At 66.8% G+C, this 18661-nt stretch carries 15 protein-coding genes and 1 pseudogene; 11 read left to right on the forward strand and 5 right to left on the reverse strand.

What is annotated here, in order from left to right:
- Window positions 1-30: 30 nt before the first annotated feature.
- Both OG579_RS18215 and OG579_RS18220 read right to left on the reverse strand, forming a co-directional pair.
- Window positions 31-402, reverse strand: coding sequence for an alpha/beta fold hydrolase (locus OG579_RS18215; RefSeq protein ID WP_328857087.1), 372 nt, complete (start codon window positions 400-402; stop codon window positions 31-33).
- Window positions 339-2849, reverse strand: a complete 2511-nt coding sequence (locus OG579_RS18220) for a molybdopterin-dependent oxidoreductase (RefSeq protein ID WP_328857088.1) — start codon at window positions 2847-2849, stop codon at window positions 339-341. The genes OG579_RS18215 and OG579_RS18220 overlap by 64 nt, the downstream gene beginning before the upstream one ends.
- An 88-nt stretch (window positions 2850-2937) precedes the next feature.
- Between OG579_RS18220 and moaA the strand changes: the two genes are divergently transcribed.
- Entirely contained in the window at window positions 2938-4002 is a 1065-nt protein-coding gene (gene moaA, locus OG579_RS18225; protein WP_328857089.1) for a GTP 3',8-cyclase MoaA, read from the forward strand.
- A gap of 2 nt (window positions 4003-4004) precedes the next feature.
- Window positions 4005-4262 (forward strand): MoaD/ThiS family protein, encoded by a 258-nt coding sequence (locus tag OG579_RS18230; protein WP_328857090.1) that lies wholly within the window; start codon window positions 4005-4007, stop codon window positions 4260-4262.
- 8 nt (window positions 4263-4270) lie between these two features.
- On the opposite strand, the gene OG579_RS18235 is transcribed toward OG579_RS18230, so the two are convergent.
- From OG579_RS18235 to fdxA, 3 genes are read right to left on the reverse strand one after another with little or no spacing between them, the layout of a single operon-like run.
- Window positions 4271-4711, reverse strand: coding sequence for a molybdenum cofactor biosynthesis protein MoaE (locus OG579_RS18235; RefSeq protein ID WP_328857091.1), 441 nt, complete (start codon window positions 4709-4711; stop codon window positions 4271-4273).
- Window positions 4708-5925, reverse strand: coding sequence for a molybdopterin molybdotransferase MoeA (locus OG579_RS18240; protein WP_328857092.1), 1218 nt, complete (start codon window positions 5923-5925; stop codon window positions 4708-4710). Before OG579_RS18240 ends, OG579_RS18235 begins: the two co-directional genes overlap by 4 nt.
- Before the next feature lie 20 nt (window positions 5926-5945).
- Window positions 5946-6275, reverse strand: coding sequence for a ferredoxin (fdxA, locus tag OG579_RS18245; RefSeq protein WP_328857093.1), 330 nt, complete (start codon window positions 6273-6275; stop codon window positions 5946-5948).
- A gap of 104 nt (window positions 6276-6379) precedes the next feature.
- Between fdxA and OG579_RS18250 the strand changes: the two are divergent.
- The 9 genes and pseudogenes from OG579_RS18250 (at window position 6380) to OG579_RS18290 (ending at window position 18656) form a co-directional block, all read left to right on the forward strand.
- Window positions 6380-7821 (forward strand): annotated as a pseudogene (locus OG579_RS18250) (FAD-dependent oxidoreductase).
- Between the two features lie 26 nt (window positions 7822-7847).
- The gene (locus tag OG579_RS18255; protein ID WP_328857094.1) at window positions 7848-10112 is read left to right on the forward strand and encodes a molybdopterin-dependent oxidoreductase; all 2265 of its coding nucleotides are present in this window, start codon (window positions 7848-7850) and stop codon (window positions 10110-10112) included.
- Between the two features lie 140 nt (window positions 10113-10252).
- The gene (locus OG579_RS18260; RefSeq protein ID WP_328857095.1) at window positions 10253-10810 is read left to right on the forward strand and encodes a thioesterase family protein; all 558 of its coding nucleotides are present in this window, start codon (window positions 10253-10255) and stop codon (window positions 10808-10810) included.
- Entirely contained in the window at window positions 10807-12297 is a 1491-nt protein-coding gene (locus tag OG579_RS18265) for a flavin-containing monooxygenase (RefSeq protein ID WP_328857096.1), read from the forward strand. The genes OG579_RS18260 and OG579_RS18265 overlap by 4 nt, the downstream gene beginning before the upstream one ends.
- Window positions 12294-13160: a short-chain dehydrogenase/reductase gene (locus OG579_RS18270; RefSeq protein WP_328857097.1), complete on the forward strand. Its 867-nt coding sequence runs from the start codon at window positions 12294-12296 to the stop codon at window positions 13158-13160. Before OG579_RS18265 ends, OG579_RS18270 begins: the two co-directional genes overlap by 4 nt.
- On the forward strand, window positions 13157-14914 hold the full coding sequence (locus tag OG579_RS18275) for an alpha/beta fold hydrolase (RefSeq protein ID WP_328857098.1): 1758 nt from the start codon (window positions 13157-13159) through the stop codon (window positions 14912-14914). Before OG579_RS18270 ends, OG579_RS18275 begins: the two co-directional genes overlap by 4 nt.
- Window positions 14911-15735 carry an SDR family NAD(P)-dependent oxidoreductase gene (locus tag OG579_RS18280; protein WP_328857099.1) on the forward strand — a complete coding sequence of 275 codons (825 nt, stop codon included), beginning with the start codon at window positions 14911-14913 and terminating at the stop codon, window positions 15733-15735. The genes OG579_RS18275 and OG579_RS18280 overlap by 4 nt, the downstream gene beginning before the upstream one ends.
- Before the next feature lie 23 nt (window positions 15736-15758).
- Window positions 15759-16910, forward strand: a complete 1152-nt coding sequence (locus OG579_RS18285) for a PucR family transcriptional regulator (RefSeq protein WP_328857100.1) — start codon at window positions 15759-15761, stop codon at window positions 16908-16910.
- Between the two features lie 237 nt (window positions 16911-17147).
- A complete protein-coding gene (locus OG579_RS18290; RefSeq protein WP_328857101.1) occupies window positions 17148-18656 on the forward strand; it encodes an HNH endonuclease signature motif containing protein in 1509 nt (502 codons plus the stop codon).
- Window positions 18657-18661: the final 5 nt, after the last annotated feature.

The following is an 18661-nucleotide window of genomic DNA, read 5'->3' on the forward strand; positions in this document are numbered from 1 at the left end:
GGCGGCACCGATCGTCCAGAACCCCGACGGCTAGATCGCGCACACCGAACTGGCCCGCCCCCGACGGGCCAGTTCGATCGCCATCCATCCGCCCAGCGAGTTCCCTGCCTTGTGCGCGGTCTCGATGCCTCGGCCGTCGAGGAATCGCTCGGTCTCGTCGGTCAGATGGCGGACGGTGCCGAACTCCCGCAGCGGTGGGCCGCCACGGTGTCCCGCCGCCGTCGGTGCCAGCACCTCGAACGAGGCCTCGAGATGCGCTGCGACGCTGTCCCACACGGCTCCCGACATTCCCACCCCGTGCAGCAGGACGATCAGCGGTTTCTCGGCGACATCAGTGCCTAACTGTCGGGCGTGGCCGTCGCATCGACCAGCTCGATGCGGACCGGGACGTTCTTGTGCCACGGGTTCCCGAAGAACTTGTCACGCCGGGTGACCGTGGTCAGGGTGTTGAGCGGTACCCCGACCACGGTGTCGCCGTTCTCGCCCGGGTACGTCACGCCCATGCCGTTGGGCAGCGACACATGTCCGGGCTGCATCATATCGCTGATCTCCACAGTTGTTGTTGCGGTACCGCTTTCCGTGGTGAGCCGCACCAATCCACCGTCGTCGACAGCGAGGCCGGCGGCATCCTGCGGGCTCATGCGCAGAGAGCCGCCCTTGTCTCGCCGCCGCCACTCGGGGTCGCGGATGATCACGTTGGCAGTGAACGCCCGTCGTTCACCCGCCGACAGGATGAACGGGAACTCGTCGCTGGTGTAGCAGGGCTCCTCGGTGTCGAGCAGTCGGATCTCCTCGATGAGTTCCGGGATCGCGATGTGGAATTTCTTGTCCTCGTGGCGGATGTAGTTCCACGCATCGGAGTATCTGTCCTCGGTGAACACCACGCCCTCGGGTCGGTCACGGATGGCCTCGAAGAGCTGATCGCCCTGCCCGTTGCCGTCGTCAGTGAAACCCGCCCGCCGTGCCGCGTCGGGTTGGGCGATGGTCGCGAGCTGCGCGAAACTCCAGATCAGCGACTGTGCTTCATCGCCCGGAGCGAACGTCGCACCCAGGGTGCGGTAGACGACGTAAGGCAGCAGCCCGGCGAGTTCGGGCTTCTGCTCGATGGTCGCGAACAGTGCCAGACCAAATGCCGACCGTCCGATCCGAGCTGCGGCTGTCAGCGACTCGATGATGGTCGGGTCTACCAGGTGGAGCCGGTCGATCACCGCGGCGTAGATCTCGGGCTCCGGACGCGTGCCCGGCATCGGCGACATCAGCGGCCGACGCATCTGGAACGTGTTGTGCGGGAAGTGCAGCGTGAACAGTGATGCCTCGTACTTCTCGAACTGACTGGCGGCGGGTAGCACGTAATCGGCCTCCCGGGCGGTCTCGGTCAGAGCGACGTCGACGACGACGGTCAGCTCGAGACTGCGCATGGCTTGTCGAAAGCGGTCCGAGCCGGCCAGTGAATGCAGCGGATTCGACGACTCGATCCACATCGCGCGAAAGCGATCGGGGTGGTCGGTGAGGATCTCGTCGGCAATGGAATTGCCCGGGATCAGTCCGGCGATGATGCGGGCACCGGTGACCGGGGTGAACCCCTCCTGCTCGATGTTGCCGGCCAGGCGGGCTATCGGGTCGGCCGCGGCCACCGAGACCGACGCGAAGAACATCCGCTGCGTCGTTCGCGCGATCGTCTCGGCGATCCGGCCCGAGGTCGTCTCGCCGTCGAGGCGCGACAGGATCGCGCGCATCGCGGCGGCCCCGTGTCGCATCGACTGCAATCCGACGGCGCGCCGGGCCCGGAAGAACGGAACCGGATTCTCCCGCTCGATCGGGAACCACGGCCCGGCGAGCGGGAAGATCCACGAATGCATGTGCATGCCGCCCGGTTTGGCGAAGCTGCCGGTCAGCACCCACAGCATCTTCTGCAGATACGAGCAGACGGTGCTGTTCGGTGACTGCTGGATACCGAGATCCTCATAGGTCGCCACACTCTTCGCGCGTCCGATGCGCCGCGCGGCCGCGCGTATGTCCTCCTCGGGCACGCCGCACCGTCGTGCGTAGTCGGTGATGTCGATGCTGCGGAACAGCTCGAGCACCTCTTCGACACCGACCGTGTGGGTGCTCAACCACTCCGAGGCGATCAGGTTCTCCTGCACGAGGGTGGCGTCGAGGGCGCCGAGGCACCACACGTCGGTACCGGGTTTGATCTGCAGGTGGTGGTCGGCCAGTGCCGCCGTCTCGCTCCTGCGGGGATCGATGACGATGATCGAGCGCTCGGGGTCGCGGGCGATCTCCTTGAGCGTCGGCCGTGCGCGGGCCATGCCGTGGGACTGCCACGGGTTCTTGCCGATGAACACGGCGACCTCGGAATGCTCGAAATCGCCCGACGTGTGGCCGCCGTACATGAGTTTGTCGACGAAGGCCTCGCTGGTCTTCTCCTGGGCCAGGGCATTCGACATGTACTTGCCGCCCACCGCGTTGAACAGCGCGCGACCGTATCCCCCGCCGAGGTGATTGCCCTGGCCGCCACCGCCGTAGAAGAAGATCCGCTCGCCGCCGTGGGTGTCGCGGATGGCGGCGAGGCGCTCGGCGATCTCGTCGAGCGCGGTGTCCCAGCTGATCTCCTCGAAAGTGCCGTCCGGGCGGCGGCGCAGTGGGCTGTCGATGCGATGCGCACCGTTCTGGTAGCGATCCAGACGTAGCGGCTTCTCACAGCTGTAGCCCTGCGAGTTGGGATGGTCCTTGTCGCCGCGGATCTTCGTCAGCGCCCTGTCCTTGAGCATGACCTCGATACCGCAATTGCATTCGCACAGAATGCATGCGGTCTTCTGCCACTCGGCCTGCTGAGTTTCCTGCGTCATGCCGGTCCTCCACTCGTATTGTGTAAGCTATATTACATATAGCGAGGCGGACGGAGCGCCGAACCGAGTTGCGACCGAGAGGGAAGCGATGAGCGCGGTGTCCCTGGGTATCCCGACAACTCGTGACCTGTCGGTCGGTCGGCCCGATGTGGCCGGTCTCGTCGACCGATTCGGCCGTGTGGCCACCGACCTCCGCGTCTCGGTGACCGATCGATGCAATCTCCGCTGCACCTACTGCATGCCGGCGGGGGGCTTGGACTGGATGCCTGATGCCGAACTGCTCTCGACGACGGAGATGAGTCGGCTCATCGGTATCGCTGTGGCCCACCTCGGCATCGAGGAGATCCGCTTCACGGGGGGTGAACCTCTTCTGTTCCACGGCCTCGAGGAGCTCATCGGTCGGGCGGCCGATCTCGTTCCGCGGCCTCAGATCTCGCTGACCACCAACGCGCTCGGGCTTGAACGACGTGCGCAGGCGCTCGCGGTCGCCGGCCTCGACCGGGTGAACATCTCGCTCGACACGGTCGACCGCACCGCGTACGCGGCGATCACACGTCGCGATCGATTGCCCGCAGTGCTCGCCGGTATCGATGCCTGCCGCACCGCGGGGATCGGTCCGATCAAGGTCAACGCGGTGCTGCTGCGTGGCGTCAACGACGACGGCGCATGTGATCTGCTCCGGTACTGCATGGACGGCGACATCGAACTCCGCTTCATCGAGCAGATGCCCATCGACTCCGACAACGCATGGGCCGCACAGGAGATGATGACGGCCGAGGAGATCCTCGCGATCCTGCAGTCGGAGTTCTCGCTGCGTCCCGCGTCGGAACCGCGCGGTTCGGCACCCGCCGAGCTGTGGACCGTGGACGGCAGCCGTCACCGGGTGGGTGTCATCGCGTCGGTGACCCGACCGTTCTGCGGTGACTGCGATCGAGTTCGTCTCACGGCCGACGGGAGTGTCCGCAGTTGCCTGTTCGGCGCCGAGGAGTTCGACCTGCGTGGACTGCTCCGGTCGTCGGAACCGATCGAGGCGGTCGACCTGGCGATCGCACAGAAGTGGCGAGAGGCCATGTGGCGCAAACAACCGGGGCACGGTATCAACGACCCCGGTTTCCTGCACCCGACCCGACCCATGAGCGCGATCGGAGGCTGACCGTGGATGTCACACTGGAGATCCGCTATTTCGCGGCGGCACAGGCCGCTGCCGGTACCGCATCCGAACGGTTCGACTGCTCCTCGACCGACCGCATCTCGGATCTACTGGGGGCGCTCGAGAACGCTCACCCTGGGCTCGGCGCCGTTCTGCCGCGGTGCTCGGTACTGCTCGACGCCGTGGCCGTGGCCGTGACCACCGACCGACAGGTGGGTTCGGCCTCGACAGTGGACGTCCTACCCCCGTTTGCCGGGGGCTAGGCGACGGGTCAGGCGCAGTTGACCCACTCCGAGGTCCCGTCGGCGAAGTGTTGCGACTTCCATACGGGTAGTTCGGCTTTCACCGTCTCGACCAGGTCGAAGCATGCCGAGAAGGCGACACCGCGGTGCGCCGAGGCCACGACGGCCACGAACGCGGCCTCGCCGATCGCGAGTACCCCGGTGCGGTGTGCCACGGCCAGGACACAGTCGGGGTGGGACACCGAGCATTCCGCTGCGAGCCGGGCGATCACGTCCGAGGCGCTCGGGTGGGCCACATACTCGAGCGTGGTCACCTCTCGGTCGTGATCGTGATCGCGCACGACGCCCTCGAAGGAGAACACGGCGCCAAATCCGGGTTGCCGCACCATGGCGGTGAGTTGGGCGATCGACACCGGTTCAGCGGTCACCCCGGCGTGAAGAACTCGCGAACCGTTGTGATGGAACGTCACCCCGGTACCCCTCCCTCGGCGGTGACGACGACCAGGTCGCCGGCGGCGAGGCGCGAACGGTCGGCGTCGAGGAATGCGAAGCAGTTGGTGTCGATCACGGCGGAAAGGCCTCGTCGTCCCACGGCGAGTTCGACCACGGGCACCGATCTCGGTGGTGTGAGGGTGACGAGACCGAGGACGAATTGCACTGTACCCGGACGTGGTTGGATGGAATGACCCAATTGTGCGTGCACGGTGCGGCGCTCATCGCCGGTGTATTCCATGGCCGCACGGAGGGAGGGCCGGACGAATGCCTCGAACGACGCCAACGCGGCCATGGGGTTACCGGGCAATGTCACGACCGCGGCGCCTCCGAACCGACCGGCGCCCTGCGGGCGACCCGGTCGCATGTTCACGGTGCACATGTCGACACCGCGACTCCGCAGTGTCGACTTGACGACGTCGCGATCACCGAAACCGATTCCGCCCGAGGTGATCACGACGTCGGCCAGCGCGCTCGCGCGAGTCATCGCGGCGAGGAACTCCTGCGGATCGTCGGACACCATGGCCGTGTGGACCACCGTTGCCCCGCATCCGGCAATCGCGTGGGTCAGCATGATCGCATTCGATGCGAAGACCTCTCCGGGCCCCGGTTCGCGGCGCGAGGCCCCCGGCGTCGCCTCCACGAGCTCGGTTCCCGTGGACAGCACCGCGACCCGGAGGGGTGCGTGGACCTCGACGGCAGTCACCCCCAGAGCCGCGCACAGGCCGACCAGGCCCGCGGTCATCAAGGTGCCGCGGCGAGCGATCACATCACCGTCCCGTACTTCTTCTCCCGCCACGCGGATGTTCAGACCTGCGGAGATGTCCCCGGCGACGCAGATCCGATCGCCGTCGCGCGCGACGTACTCCTGCGCGACAACCGCGTCCACGCCGTCGGGAACGGGCGCACCGGTCATGATGCGGAGCGCCGAACCCGCCGTGAGCGCCTGATTCTCGCCCGCGCCGGCGTTGATCTGGCCCACGAGCTCGAGATCCCGGTGATCGCTGACGGCCCGGACGCGATCGGCCCCGGTGATCGCGAAACCGTCCACCGCGGAATTGTCGAAGCGTGGCAGGCGGGTGGGGGCGGTGATGGTGGCCGCCACCACCGCCCCCCGCGAATCCGACAGCGGAACGGTCACCGCCGCTGTCGGGCAGATCAATTCGGCGACCACCGCCGCATGCTCAGCCACCGATCGGGTGGTCTGGACGCTCACTCCGACAAGACCTGGCCGCGGGGGAGCCGCGCGATCGCCTCGACGTCGTTCGGGTAGGGCCCCACCTTGGCAGCCCCTCCGGGGGAACCGACCTCGGCGAAGAAGTCGGCGTTGGCCGCGGTGTACAGAGCCCACTCCTCGGGGACGTCCTCTTCGTAGAAGATGGCCTCCACCGGGCAGACCGGTTCGCACGCGCCGCAATCGACGCACTCGTCGGGGTGGATGTAGAGCATTCTCGGTGCCTCGTAGATGCAGTCGACGGGACATTCTTCGACGCAGGCGCGGTCGAGGACATCGACGCACGGAGACGCGATCACGTAGGTCATGCGGCGACTATGACACATACCAGAACGCATACTCAACAGTTGCCGGCTACCCGGAGAAGATCGCGAAATGTCCCGCGAATCAATCACATATGTATTATGGCTGTATGCATAACAGGGGTGGCGAGTCACGTCCGTTGCGAGTCGCCATCGTCGGCGCCGGTCCCGCGGGGATCTACGCGGCTGACGCGCTGATGAAATCCGACATAGCCTGTGAGCGGCCGGCGCCGGGAGCGCAGCGAGCGGGCCGATTCTCCACCGTGTCGATCGACTTGTTCGAGCGGATGCCGGCCCCGTTCGGTTTGATCCGGTACGGGGTGGCTCCGGATCATCCGCGGATCAAGGGCATCATCACCGCCCTGCACAAGGTGCTCGACAAGCCGCAGGTCCGACTGTTGGGCAACGTCGACTACGGCACCGACATCACCCTCGACGACCTGCGCAGCTTCTATGACGCGGTGATCTTCTCCACCGGCGCCACCGACGACCGTGGGATGCAGATCCCCGGCATCGACCTCGACGGTTCCTACGGTGCCGCGCAGTTCGTCGCCTGGTACGACGGACACCCCGACTTCTCCCGCACCTGGCCGCTGGACGCCGAGAAGGTCGCCGTCATCGGCGTCGGCAACGTCGCCCTCGATGTCGCGCGAGTCTTGGCCAAGACCGGTGACGAGTTGTTGCCGACGGAGATCCCGCCGAACGTCTACGAGAGGCTCAAGGCGAACAAGGCGGTCGAGGTGCACGTGTTCGGGCGCCGCGGACCCGCCCAGGCCAAGTTCACGCCGCTGGAGCTCAAAGAACTCGACCATTCCCCCAACATCGAGGTCATCGTCGACCCCGAGGACATCGACTACGACGAAGGCTCGGCCGTCGCCCGGCGCGGGTCGAAGATCACCGACCAGGTCGCCACGATCATCGAGAACTACGCCATCCGCGAACCCGGTGACCGCCCCCACAAACTGTTCCTGCACTTCTTCGAGAGCCCCGTCGAGATATTGGGCGAGGACGGCAAGGTCGTCGGGCTGCGGACCGAACGCACCCAACTCGATGGCACCGGGAACGTGAAGCCGACCGGGCGCACCACCGACTGGGAGATCGGCGCGGTCTATCGCGCCGTCGGTATCTGTCGGACAACCTGCCCGCGATCCCGTTCGACGACCAGGCCGGGGTCATCCCCAACGAATCAGGCCGCATCTTCGACGAAGGCGCCCATCTGACCGGGCTCTACACCACCGGGTGGGTCAAACGCGGACCCATCGGCCTGATCGGACACACCAAGGGTGACGCGAACGAGACCGTCGACTGCATCCTCGACGACATGAAGTCAGGCGCGCTCAACACCCCGGCCAGCCCCACCGAGGCCTCCGTCGTCGAGCTCCTCGAATCCCGCAACGTGCCGTTCACCACGTGGGACGGCTGGTACCGACTCGACGAACACGAACGCAAACTCGGCGAAGCCGAAGGCCGCGAACGCATCAAAGTCGTCGAACGCGAAGACATGCTCGCCGCCGCCGAACCCGACAAGGTGCTCTCCGCACGTCGCCCGTGACCGACAACCGCACACAGAGGACAACGATGGCCGACATCACGAAGAGCGAGACGGGTAACTGGCACAAGACCGCGTGCATCCTGTGCGAGAACAATTGCGGGATCCAGATCCTGACCGACCCGGAGACCAGTGGTCGCACATTTCTGAAGATCCGCGGCGACAAGGATCACGTGTCGACGCAGGGTTACACGTGCAACAAGGCGCTGCGACTCGATCACTATCAGAACGGCGCCGACCGTCTCACCTCGCCGTTGCGCCGCGAGGCCGACGGCTCGTTCACCGAGATCGACTGGGACACAGCGATTCGTGAGATCGCCCAGAAGTTCGCGGCGGTGCGAGACACGCACGGCGGCGACAAGATCTTCTACTACGGCGGCGGCGGCCAGGGCAATCATCTGGGTGGCGCCTACGCCGGTCCGTTCCTGCGAGCGATCGGATCGCGGTACCACTCCAGTGCCCTCGCCCAGGAGAAGGCCGGCGAGGCGTGGGTCGACGCACACTTCACGGGCGGTCACACACACGGTGACTTCGAGCACGCGGAGGTGTCGATCTTCTTCGGCAAGAATCCGTATCAGAGCCACGGCGTCTCGCGCGCCCGCACCGTTCTCAAGGAGATCTCGAAGGACCCGGCGCGCAGCATGATCGTCGTCGACCCGGTACGTACCGAGACGGCCGATCTCGCCGACTTCCACCTCCAGGTCAAACCCGGCACCGATGCGTGGTGCGTGATCGCACTCATCGCGATTCTCATCGAGGAGAACCTCGTCGACGAGGACTTCATCGCCGAGCACACCCGCGATTACGACGAACTCCAGCGTCACTTCCGGGCGGTCGACATCGCCGAGTACGCGGCGATCTGCGGCATAGACGACGACCTGCTGCGTCGTGCGGCGCGGCGGATCGGTGCGGCGTCGAGCGTGTCGACGTATGAGGATCTCGGCGTCCAGCAGAGTCTCAACAGCACGCTGATGTCGTACCTGAACAAGCTTGTCTGGTTGCTCACCGGGAACTTCGGCAAGCAGGGTGGGATGCACCCGCATTCGTCGTTCGCGCCGCTCGCGCGGTACTCGACCGAGTTCCGGTACACCCCGGTGACCGGTTCACGCATCGCGCTGGGCATGGTTCCCGCCAATGTGATCGCCGAGGAGATCCTCACCGACCACCCTGATCGCTTCCGGGCCATGCTGATCGAGTCGTCGAATCCGGCTCACTCCCTGGCCGATTCGGCGACCTTCCGAGAGGCGCTGGACGCACTCGAGTTGGTGGTGGTGATCGACGTGGTGCTCACCGAGACGGCGAAGCGAGCCGACTACGTGCTCCCCGCCGCGTCGCAGTACGAGAAGTGGGAGTCGACGTTCTTCAACTTCCACTTCCCGAAGAACTCTTTTCACCTGCGCGAACCGATTCTGGAGCCGTTGCCCGGGACGTTGCCCGAACCCGAGATCTACGCCCGACTGCTCCGAGAGATCGGAGTCGGCAAGAAGCGCACGCTCACCGCGCTGCGTGCCGCCGCAACACTGGGACGGAAGCCGTTCCGATACACCTTCGCCGCGTGTGCGCTTCTCGACAAGGAGACCATCGGCCTCACGCCGTACCTGCTCTACGAGACCCTCGGGGCGACTCTCCCGGCGAGGGACCGGTCGACGTCCGTGATCTGGGCTCTGGCCGAGATCACCGCGCGCAGTTACCCGAAAGCCATGAAGGCCGCAGGCCACCGCGATGCCGACGCACTGTTCGACGCGGTGATCGCGGGGCGATCAGGCGTGGTGTTCACCGAGGAATCCGAGGACGACGCGTGGAACTACATCCCTCACGATGACAAGAAGTTCCCGCTGCTCATCCCGGAGCTGTTGGCCATGCTCCACGAACTCGACCCGGCGAGCGCAGTGCAGACCAGTGACGAGTTCCCGTTGGTTCTCTCGGCCGGTCAGCGTCGCCAATTCACCGCCAACACGATCTTCCACGACCCGAGTTGGCGTCTGAAAGACAAGAACGGCGCCCTGCGCATGGCGCCGGCCGACGCCGACGCCCTGTCGCTGGCGGCCGGTGACGTCGCGCGCGTCGTGACCAACCGCGGCGCTGCGTTGGCCGAGGTCGAGATCGACGCCCGCATGCAGACCGGACACGCGGCGCTACCGAACGGCTTCGGACTCAACCTGACCGACGAGGCCACCGATCCGGCGCTCGTCGGTGTCGCCCTCAACGAACTCACCGACGCGCAACGGCGCGATCCCATCGTCGGGACGCCCTGGCACAAGAACGTGCCGGCCCGGATCGAACCCGTAGGCTGACCCGCGTCGTCGAGAGCGTGTGCACGGTGCACACGTGAGCGCTCCATTCGGTGTCCACCGGGCTCTGTCGTCGCAACGATCAGTGCGTGACGATGAACTGGTCCGAGAGACGGGCATCGTGGGCGGGAGTGGACGTGTTGATGACCGTGCGATGGATCATCGCGATGAAGCTGCTGAGTGCGAGCGGCACGAAGCCGGTCGGAGCGGTCTGCGAGGCAGCCTTCCGTGTGCTCCCGTCCGACCTCGACATGCTCATGCACATGACGAACGGGCGGTATCTGTCGATTCTCGACGCCGCCCGTATCGCGTACATGTCCGACACCGGCCTGTGGCGGAAGCTGCGCACCCGAGGGTGGCATCCGGTCGTCGTCGCGCAGACCATCACCTACCGACGGCCGCTGACACTCGGGACCCGGTACGAGGTGCGGACCGCCATGATCGGCGTCGACGCACGCAACGTCTACTTCGAGCAGGAGTTCCATGTGGGCGCCACGACGTACGCGTTCGCCGTGGTCGCCGTGCGCTATCTGGACCGATCAGGTGAATCGGTGCCGCCGGCGCGGCTGCTCGCCCTCGATGTCGATGTCGCTCTGCCGCAGTCACTCCCGGAGTGGGTGGTGGAGTGGTCCGAGGCGATCAGAACGCAGTCCGCCGGCGATGCGGTGCTCACCGATTCCGCGAGAGGAACCCACGCATGACACCGATCGACAACCACTCCGACGACCACCACGTCCTGGCCATCGTCGGGTCGGGCTTTGCAGGCGTCGGCGCCGCGATCCGCCTGGCCCACCATCACGAGGGCAGCGTGGTGATCTTCGAACGCGCCGCATCGTTGGGTGGCGTGTGGCGCGACAACGACTACCCGGGTGCCGCCTGCGACGTGCAGAGCGTCCTCTACTCCTTCTCGTTCGCGCCGAGTGCGGACTGGCGCACCGTGTTCGCCCGCCAGTCGGAGATCCGCGCCTACCTCGAACGCGTCGCCCGCGACCACGGACTGATGCCGCGGTTGCGCACCCGGTGCGCGGTCGAATCCATCACCTGGGACACCGCGCGCTCACGGTGGATCCTGCAGACCGAGCGGGGTACGTCGACCGCCGATCACGTGGTCCTCGCCACCGGTGCACTCGCCGACCCGGCCATCCCCGACATCGCCGACCTCCACACCTTCTCCGGCCCGGTCTTCCACTCCGCGCAGTGGGACCACTCGGTGGATCTCACGAACCGGCGGGTGGCGGTCGTCGGGACCGGCGCCTCGGCCATCCAGTTCGTCCCGCAGATCCAGCCCCTGGTGTCGTCGCTGATACTCTTCCAACGCACGGCACCCTGGGTGATGCCGCGCAACGACGCTCCCATCTCCCGGCGGACCCGCGCCGCGACCCGATGGATCCCGGGCGTGCAGAAGCTGCGCCGCGCCAAAGTGTTCGCGCTCCGAGAACTGAAGCTGGCCGCGTTCCGACATCCGCGCCTGATGGCGATCGGTGAGAAGGAGGCGCGCGCGCACCTGGCGCATGCGGTCGCGGACCCTGCGTTGCGTGCGAAGCTCACCCCCGACTACCGCATGGGATGCAAGCGAATCCTCATCTCCGACAACTACTACCCGGCGCTCGCACAGCCGAACGTCGACGTGAACACGACCGGGATCGCCCGCGCCACGTCGCGCGGACTCATCGACACCGACGGGGTGGAGCACAGCGTCGACGCCATCATCTTCGGTACCGGTTTCGACACGAGTCGTCTGCCGTTGACCGACGTGGTCACCGGCCCTGCGGGGTCCACGTTGTCCGAGCACTGGGGTGACAGTCAGCGCGCCTACATGGGAACCTCCGTGGCGGGCTTCCCGAACCTGTACCTGATGCATGGACCCAACATCGGTCTGGGCCACACGTCGGTGATCATGATGCTCGAGTCACAACTGCGCTACATCGACGCCGCGATGACGCTGCAAGACGACCGCGGCGCGACCACCGTCGAACCGACCGTGGCCGCCGAGGACGACTTCGTCCGCGACGTGGACGATCTCACCGACGGCACGGTCTGGACCAGCGGAGGCTGTTCGAGCTGGTACCTCGACTCCACCGGACGCAACAGCAACCTCTGGCCGGCGAGCATCGCCGGATACCGCAGGCGCGCTTCGGTGTTCCGCGCCGACGACCACCTCACCCGCACAGCGGGAGGACAGTCATGAGCCGCAGGATCTCGGTCGAGGGAAAGGTCGCCGTCATCACCGGTGGCGCGTCGGGGATCGGAGCCGCGACAGCGCGGGCCCTCGCCTCGAAGGGTGCGCACGTGGTGCTCCTCGATCGCGCCGACACCGTGGCGGACGCCGCACTCGCCCTTTCCCGCTCGAAGGGCAACCGTCACCTCGGACTGCGCGCCGACGTCACCGACAGCGCATCGCTCACAGCTGCGATCGCCACGGTGATCGACAACTACGGATGCATCGACATCCTCGTGGCCAATGCCGGTGTGGCGGAGGCGGGAACGGTCGTGGTCACGCCGATCGACGCACTGGTGCGGACGGTCGAGGTCAACCTCATCGGCGTCATGCGGACCGTGCACGCGGCGTTGCCGCATGTCATCGACCAGCGCGGCCACATCCTGATCGTGTCGTCGGCCGCCGCACTGAAGAACGTCCCCGGCGGATCGGCCTACGCCGCGTCGAAGGCGGGCGTCGAATGGTTCGGCGGCTCATTGAGACTCGAGGTGGCGCACAAGGGCGTGTCGGTCGGGGTCGCCCACCCGGCGTGGATCCGGACCCCCATGTACGAGGCGCAGGACAAGATCGACGCGGTACGCGAGGCGATCACGAAATTGCCGTGGCCGTTCAGCGTCGTCACCGATGTCGACGAGTGCGCCGCCGCATTCGTCGCGGGTGTCGAGAACCGGAGCCGCAAGGTCTACGTGCCGGCCGCCCTCGCCGCCGTCGACAAGGTGCGAGGCGTGTTCACCGGTCGCCTCTGGGATCTCGCCGTCGGTCTGCGCGCATCGACGACGGTTCCCGAACTGGAGCGCGAGGTGTCGGCACTGCGCGCGGCGCAGAACGCATGAGCCGCCCGAACGTCGTCCTGCTGCACGGTCTCGGCGGCTCTCCGGCGACCTGGACCCGGGTCATCGACCTCCTCGACGACTCCGTCGACACCCTCGTCCCACATCTCGTCGGTGGCGCCTCGATCCCCGACGACGCGCTGACGGTGGCCCGATTGATTCGCCAGAACGGGACCACACCCGTGACGGTCGTCGGGCACTCACGGGGTGGCCTGGTCGCCACGGCCCTGGCCGAGCAGTTCGGATCGCTCGTGGAGCGCGTGATCCTGATCGCCACGCCGGCGACCGTCGCCAGTCGCCTCACCGCGAGCAGCATCTCCGAACGCGTTCTGCGGCTGCCCCTGCTCGGTAGCGCGATCTGGTCGGTGCTCCCGCCCGCGCGGTTGCGGCGCGGTCTGGGTACGGCGTTCGCGCCGAGTACGCGGGTCCCGCAGTTCGCGGTGGACGACCTCGCCGCGCGGACGCTGCGCGAGTTCGTCGACGAGAGCAATGCCATCGACCACTACCTCGACGATGCGACCCTCGGCGACCGGTTGGCGACGGTGTCGTGCCCGGTCGACGTCGTCTACGGACTGGCCGATCACCGGGTTGATCCGGGAGCGATGGCGATCTCGGCGTCCGGCCCCGGTCGCACTGCGTACCCGCTGGCGCACGAGGGGCACGGCGCGCCGTGGTCATCGGCCGGAGCGGTCACGGCCGTCATCCGCGGCGACGCCACTCCCGGCGCGCCCATCACCGCCCCGCACCGACCGGCACCGCGGTTACGACCCCGGCGCTGGTCTCCGATGCCGTATCCGTCCAGGGCACGCGAGACCGAGAGCGCCACGCCGATGGGATCGCTGCAGCGCGTGGAGCTCCCGGGCCGGGGACCCGAGGATGTCCGCGTCGACTCGGTGGGTCGCATTCTCACCGGAGTCGAGGACGGTCGGATCCTGCGGGTCACCACACACGCCGACAGGCCCGCGACGATCGAGACGATCGCGAACACCGGCGGACGCCCGCTGGGCATCGCGGTCGTCGACGACGACACCCTGCTCGTCTGCGACAGCGAGCGCGGACTGCTGCAGATCGACGTCGACAGGGGCGAGGTCACGGTGCTCGTCGCCGAGATCGACGGCGTGCCTGTCAATTTCGCGTCGAACGTGGTTCGTGCCCCGTCGGGGAGGATCTATTTCACCACCTCCACGCGACGATTCGGTCTCGAGGACTACCTCGCCGACCTGCTCGAACACTCGGGCACGGGTCGACTCGTGGTGCGGGAGACCGACGGTTCGATACGCACCGTCGTCGACGGTCTCGACTTCGCGAACGGCGTCGCGGTCGACGACGACGAGTCGTGGATCGCGGTCGCCGAATCCGGCAGCTTCCGACTCGGCCTGCACCGCAACGGTGCCGGCGATGCTCTGATCGACAACCTGCCGGGATTCCCCGACAACATCTCGGTCGACGGCGACCTGGTGTGGATCTCGATCGCCAACCCGCGGGATCGTCGGTTCGATGCGCTCGCATCCCTTCCCGGCGTTCTCCGACAGCTCATCTATGCACTGCCGGAGAAGCTCCGCGAAGGGACGAACACCACCTGGGTCATGGCCGTGGATCGTGACGGTCACGTGGTGCACGACCTGCAGTCGTCGACCGCGGACTACTCGATGGTGACGTCGGTGGTGCGGCGCGGCTCGCAATTGATCCTGGGAAGCATCGCCGAATCGGCCCTCGGGGTCATCGACCTTCCTGCGCGTACCGAGGAGACGCGATGACCGCACAGCCGCTACACGGACAGGTCATCGTGATCACCGGTGGCGCGGGTGGACTCGGCGTCGCGACCGCGCGGGTGTGCGCCGAGCACGGCGCCATGGTGGTGCTGCTCGATCGCGACGCCGACGCACTGGCACGGGCGGAGTCGAGCATCCCCGGACTCGGGAGCACCCACGTGCTCGACGTGACCGACCGCGCGGCGTGCGTGCGGGTGATCGACGAGGTCGTCGCCCGGCACGGACGCATCGACGTCGTGTGGGCGAACGCCGGGGTGTCGGTCTTCGGTCCCATCGACGCGCTCGCCGACGGTGAGTGGCAGCGCGTCATCGACATCAACCTCATCGGCGCCCACAACATCGTGCGTGCCGGCCTGCGCCCGATACTCGCGTCGCGCGGCTACATCGCGATGACCTGTTCGTGGGCGTCGTTCGCCCACCAGCCCGGACACAGCGCGTACGCCGCGGCCAAGGCCGGCCTCGAGGCCTTCGCCGACTCGCTGCGTCTGGAACTCGCGGGCACCGGTGTCGCGGTGGGTGCGTTCCACCCCGGGTGGATCGACACGGCCATGGTCACCGGCAAGCTGGAACAGCCGGCGTTCGCGGCGTTGCTGCGAGCGCTGCCCGCCCCGTTCGGCACCGTGAGCACGGTCGACGCCATCACGCCCCACCTGGTCTCGGCGATCGAACGGCGCGTGGCGCGCATGATCTACCCTCGGGTCGGATGGGCGTTGCTCGCCGGACGCGCGGTCCTGCAGACCTCGGTGTTCACGCGACGCAGCAGGACGGTCGCGCCGGAGATCCGACGTCTCAGCGAACACAGATGACGGAACGGTCGAAGGTGACACGGGTGCACGACGACACATCGGATCGCCGGGAACGCGAGGCGGCGGCGCGCATCGCCTCGCTCATCGACGACGCCGAGGTCGAGGCCGAGATCGACGGGATGGCGGCGGAGCTCACCGCGATCTACCGCGAGCGAATACCGGTGTACGACCTCATCGCCCGCGACGAGATCGAGCGGAACACCCGCGCCGTGCTCGAGATGGTGCTGCGTCAGGTGCGCAGTGACTCGCCGCAGATCAACACCGTCGAACTCACCGAACTCGCGCGTCTGTGGTCGACCCAGCAGATCCCGCTCGAGCTGGTGGCGCACAGCATCCAGGTCGGTGCACGCACGCTCGCCAAGGTGATGCGCGAGCGCGCCACCGCCCGTGGCATCGGACCCGAGGTCATCGATGATCTCCAGGACATCATGTGGCACTGGGCGACATCGTATTCCGCGGTGATCAACACGGTGCTGCAGGAGGACGCGGTGTCCCTGGCCGCCCGACGGAGCACCTTTCTGCGGCGTCTGGTCGAGGGCGAGTTCGCGGCGTCGGCGCTCCCCGCGCGTCTGGCCGAACACGGCCTCCGGCCCGACGTGCACTACTCCGTCGCGTGCGCCGATCACGACGATCCGCGGTTCGGGTCCGATATCCGTGCGGCGGTGCGACTCCGGTGCGCGGTGCGCGACATCCCGGTGGTCGATGCGGTGGTCGACGCCCACTATCTGGCGCTGCTCCCGCACATCCCCGACGATCTCGCCGTCGACGCGCTGGTCGCCGTCGGACCGGCAGAGTTGCCGGCGAACGCGGGATCGTCCTACCGCCGCGCGCGGCACACACTGGACATCGCAGCACGATTCGGACGCACCGGCATCGTGGAGCTCGCCGACCTCGGTGCGCTGCCCCTCCTCGCGATCGACACCGACACCGCCGATCACCTCGCCGACGTGCACCTCGCTTCGTTGCGTGCGCGCGGTGTGGCCGGCACCGAGATCATCGACACCGTGACTGCGTTCCTGCGCAACAACTGTCGTGTCGACGAGACCGCCACAGCGCTGTTCCTGCACCGCAACACCGTGCGCAATCGCGTGGGCCGGTTCACCGACATCACCGGACTCGACCTGGATCGCACCGACGATCTGGTGCTCACCTGGTGGCTCCTAGGCCGCCGATAGGTGCTGGTTCTGCTGACTGTGTGGAAACGGTCGTCGAGTGTGCTGGCAGTGTGACGCGTGCCGACGACGAGACAACGCACACTCGGCGTCCGGCTTCCGCACCGTCAGCGGCAGTAGAACCCAACCACCCACCCGAAATACACTCACGTTCAACACTATTCACTGAAATCAATCCTCCACATCTCGAACACGCGTGCTAGAATTGACGTACAGTCATACCTGGGGAGGGGGCAGTCCGTGAGCAATCTCGTGGCGAAATACGCTGCCCTACAAGCCCTGGTGAAGGAGATCGCCGAAGGGGCCGCAGACGCCCACGACGACGAGACCGTCGCGCAACTGGCCATCGACCACCAGACCGTTGTCCGGCAGCTCGAGTCCATCGGCAACCAGCGGATCTTGGAGGTCTCCGACCGCGACGCCCACCGGACCGTGGGATGCGTGACCGTCACCGAATTCCTCCAGACGAAACTCCGCATCACCCGGCCGAAGAAGCGGTTGCAGGCGGTGCAGGCGTTGGAACCCATGCACGCGATGACCGGTGAGAAACTGCCGCCCGTCTGCCCGAACACCGCCCGCGAGTTGGCGGCCGGGACGATCGGACCCGACCATGTCCACGCGGTTCTCGACGTGCTGAAGAAGATCCCGTCAGTTGTCGATGCCGAGCGTCGTGCGTTCGCCGAGCAGACCCTCGCCGAGTTCGCCACGACGTTGACGCCGAGAGAAATCGGCGCCGCCGGCGTCCGGATCCTCGCCCATCTCGACCCCGACGGCACCCTCACCGACGACCGCGATCGAGCACGCAACCGGAAACTGAACCTCGGCTGCCAAGACAGCCAGTTGATGTCGAAACTCACCGCCACACTCGATCCGATCGCGCGGGCCCTGTTCGACGTCGTCCTCGCCAAGTGGGCGGCGCCCGGCATGAACAATCCCGACGAAGAACTGTCCCCGATCGGTGACGGCGGTGACATCGACGCCGACCTGCTCCGCGAAGCGGCGGATCGGGACCATCGATCGCAGAGCCAACGCAACCATGACGCCTTCAAGGCTCTCTTGGATGCCGCTGTCAACGGTGGTCTCCTCGGCGGCTCGCATCGTGGGTTGCCGCCCCAGATCATCGTCTCCATCACCGACGCCCAACTGCGCGAGCACGCCGGCGTCGCGCGCACTGCCGCCGGTAGCGATCTCCCGATGTCTGACGTGATCAAGCTGGCTGCCGACGCACAAACCCATCTCGCGGTGTTCAGCGACGTCACCAGCGAGCCGTTGTTCTTCGGCCGCGGCCGCCGTCTCGCGTCGCAGGCGCAACGGCTGATGGCGTTCGCCCAGTACAAGGGCTGCAGCAAGGATGACTGCACGACACCGTTCGCCCACACCGAGATGCATCACGCCGAAGCGGATTGGGCCGACGGTGGACTGACCGATTCCACTGACATGGCACCGGCGTGCGGACGCCACAACCGGGCTGTCGGACCTGAACCCCACCAATGGTCGACCGAGAAGATCACCGACGGCCCCGACAAGGGCCGCTACGGCTGGCGACGCAACACCGACCCGCCAGACAAGCTCCGCGCCAACCACCTACACCGCATCGACGAACTGGTGCAACACTATTCGGACATCGACAAACCACCGCCGACTGATGTCGAACACCAGCTCGCAGGCGAGGGGCTACCTCGTGCCCCGGCGCAAGCTCAGCGATTCGACATCACCTGGCCAGACATGGTCATCGACGACGCAGCGTGAGATGT

Source organism: Williamsia herbipolensis, from assembly GCF_036153515.1.
Classification (GTDB): Bacteria; Actinomycetota; Actinomycetes; order Mycobacteriales; family Mycobacteriaceae; genus Williamsia_A; species Williamsia_A herbipolensis.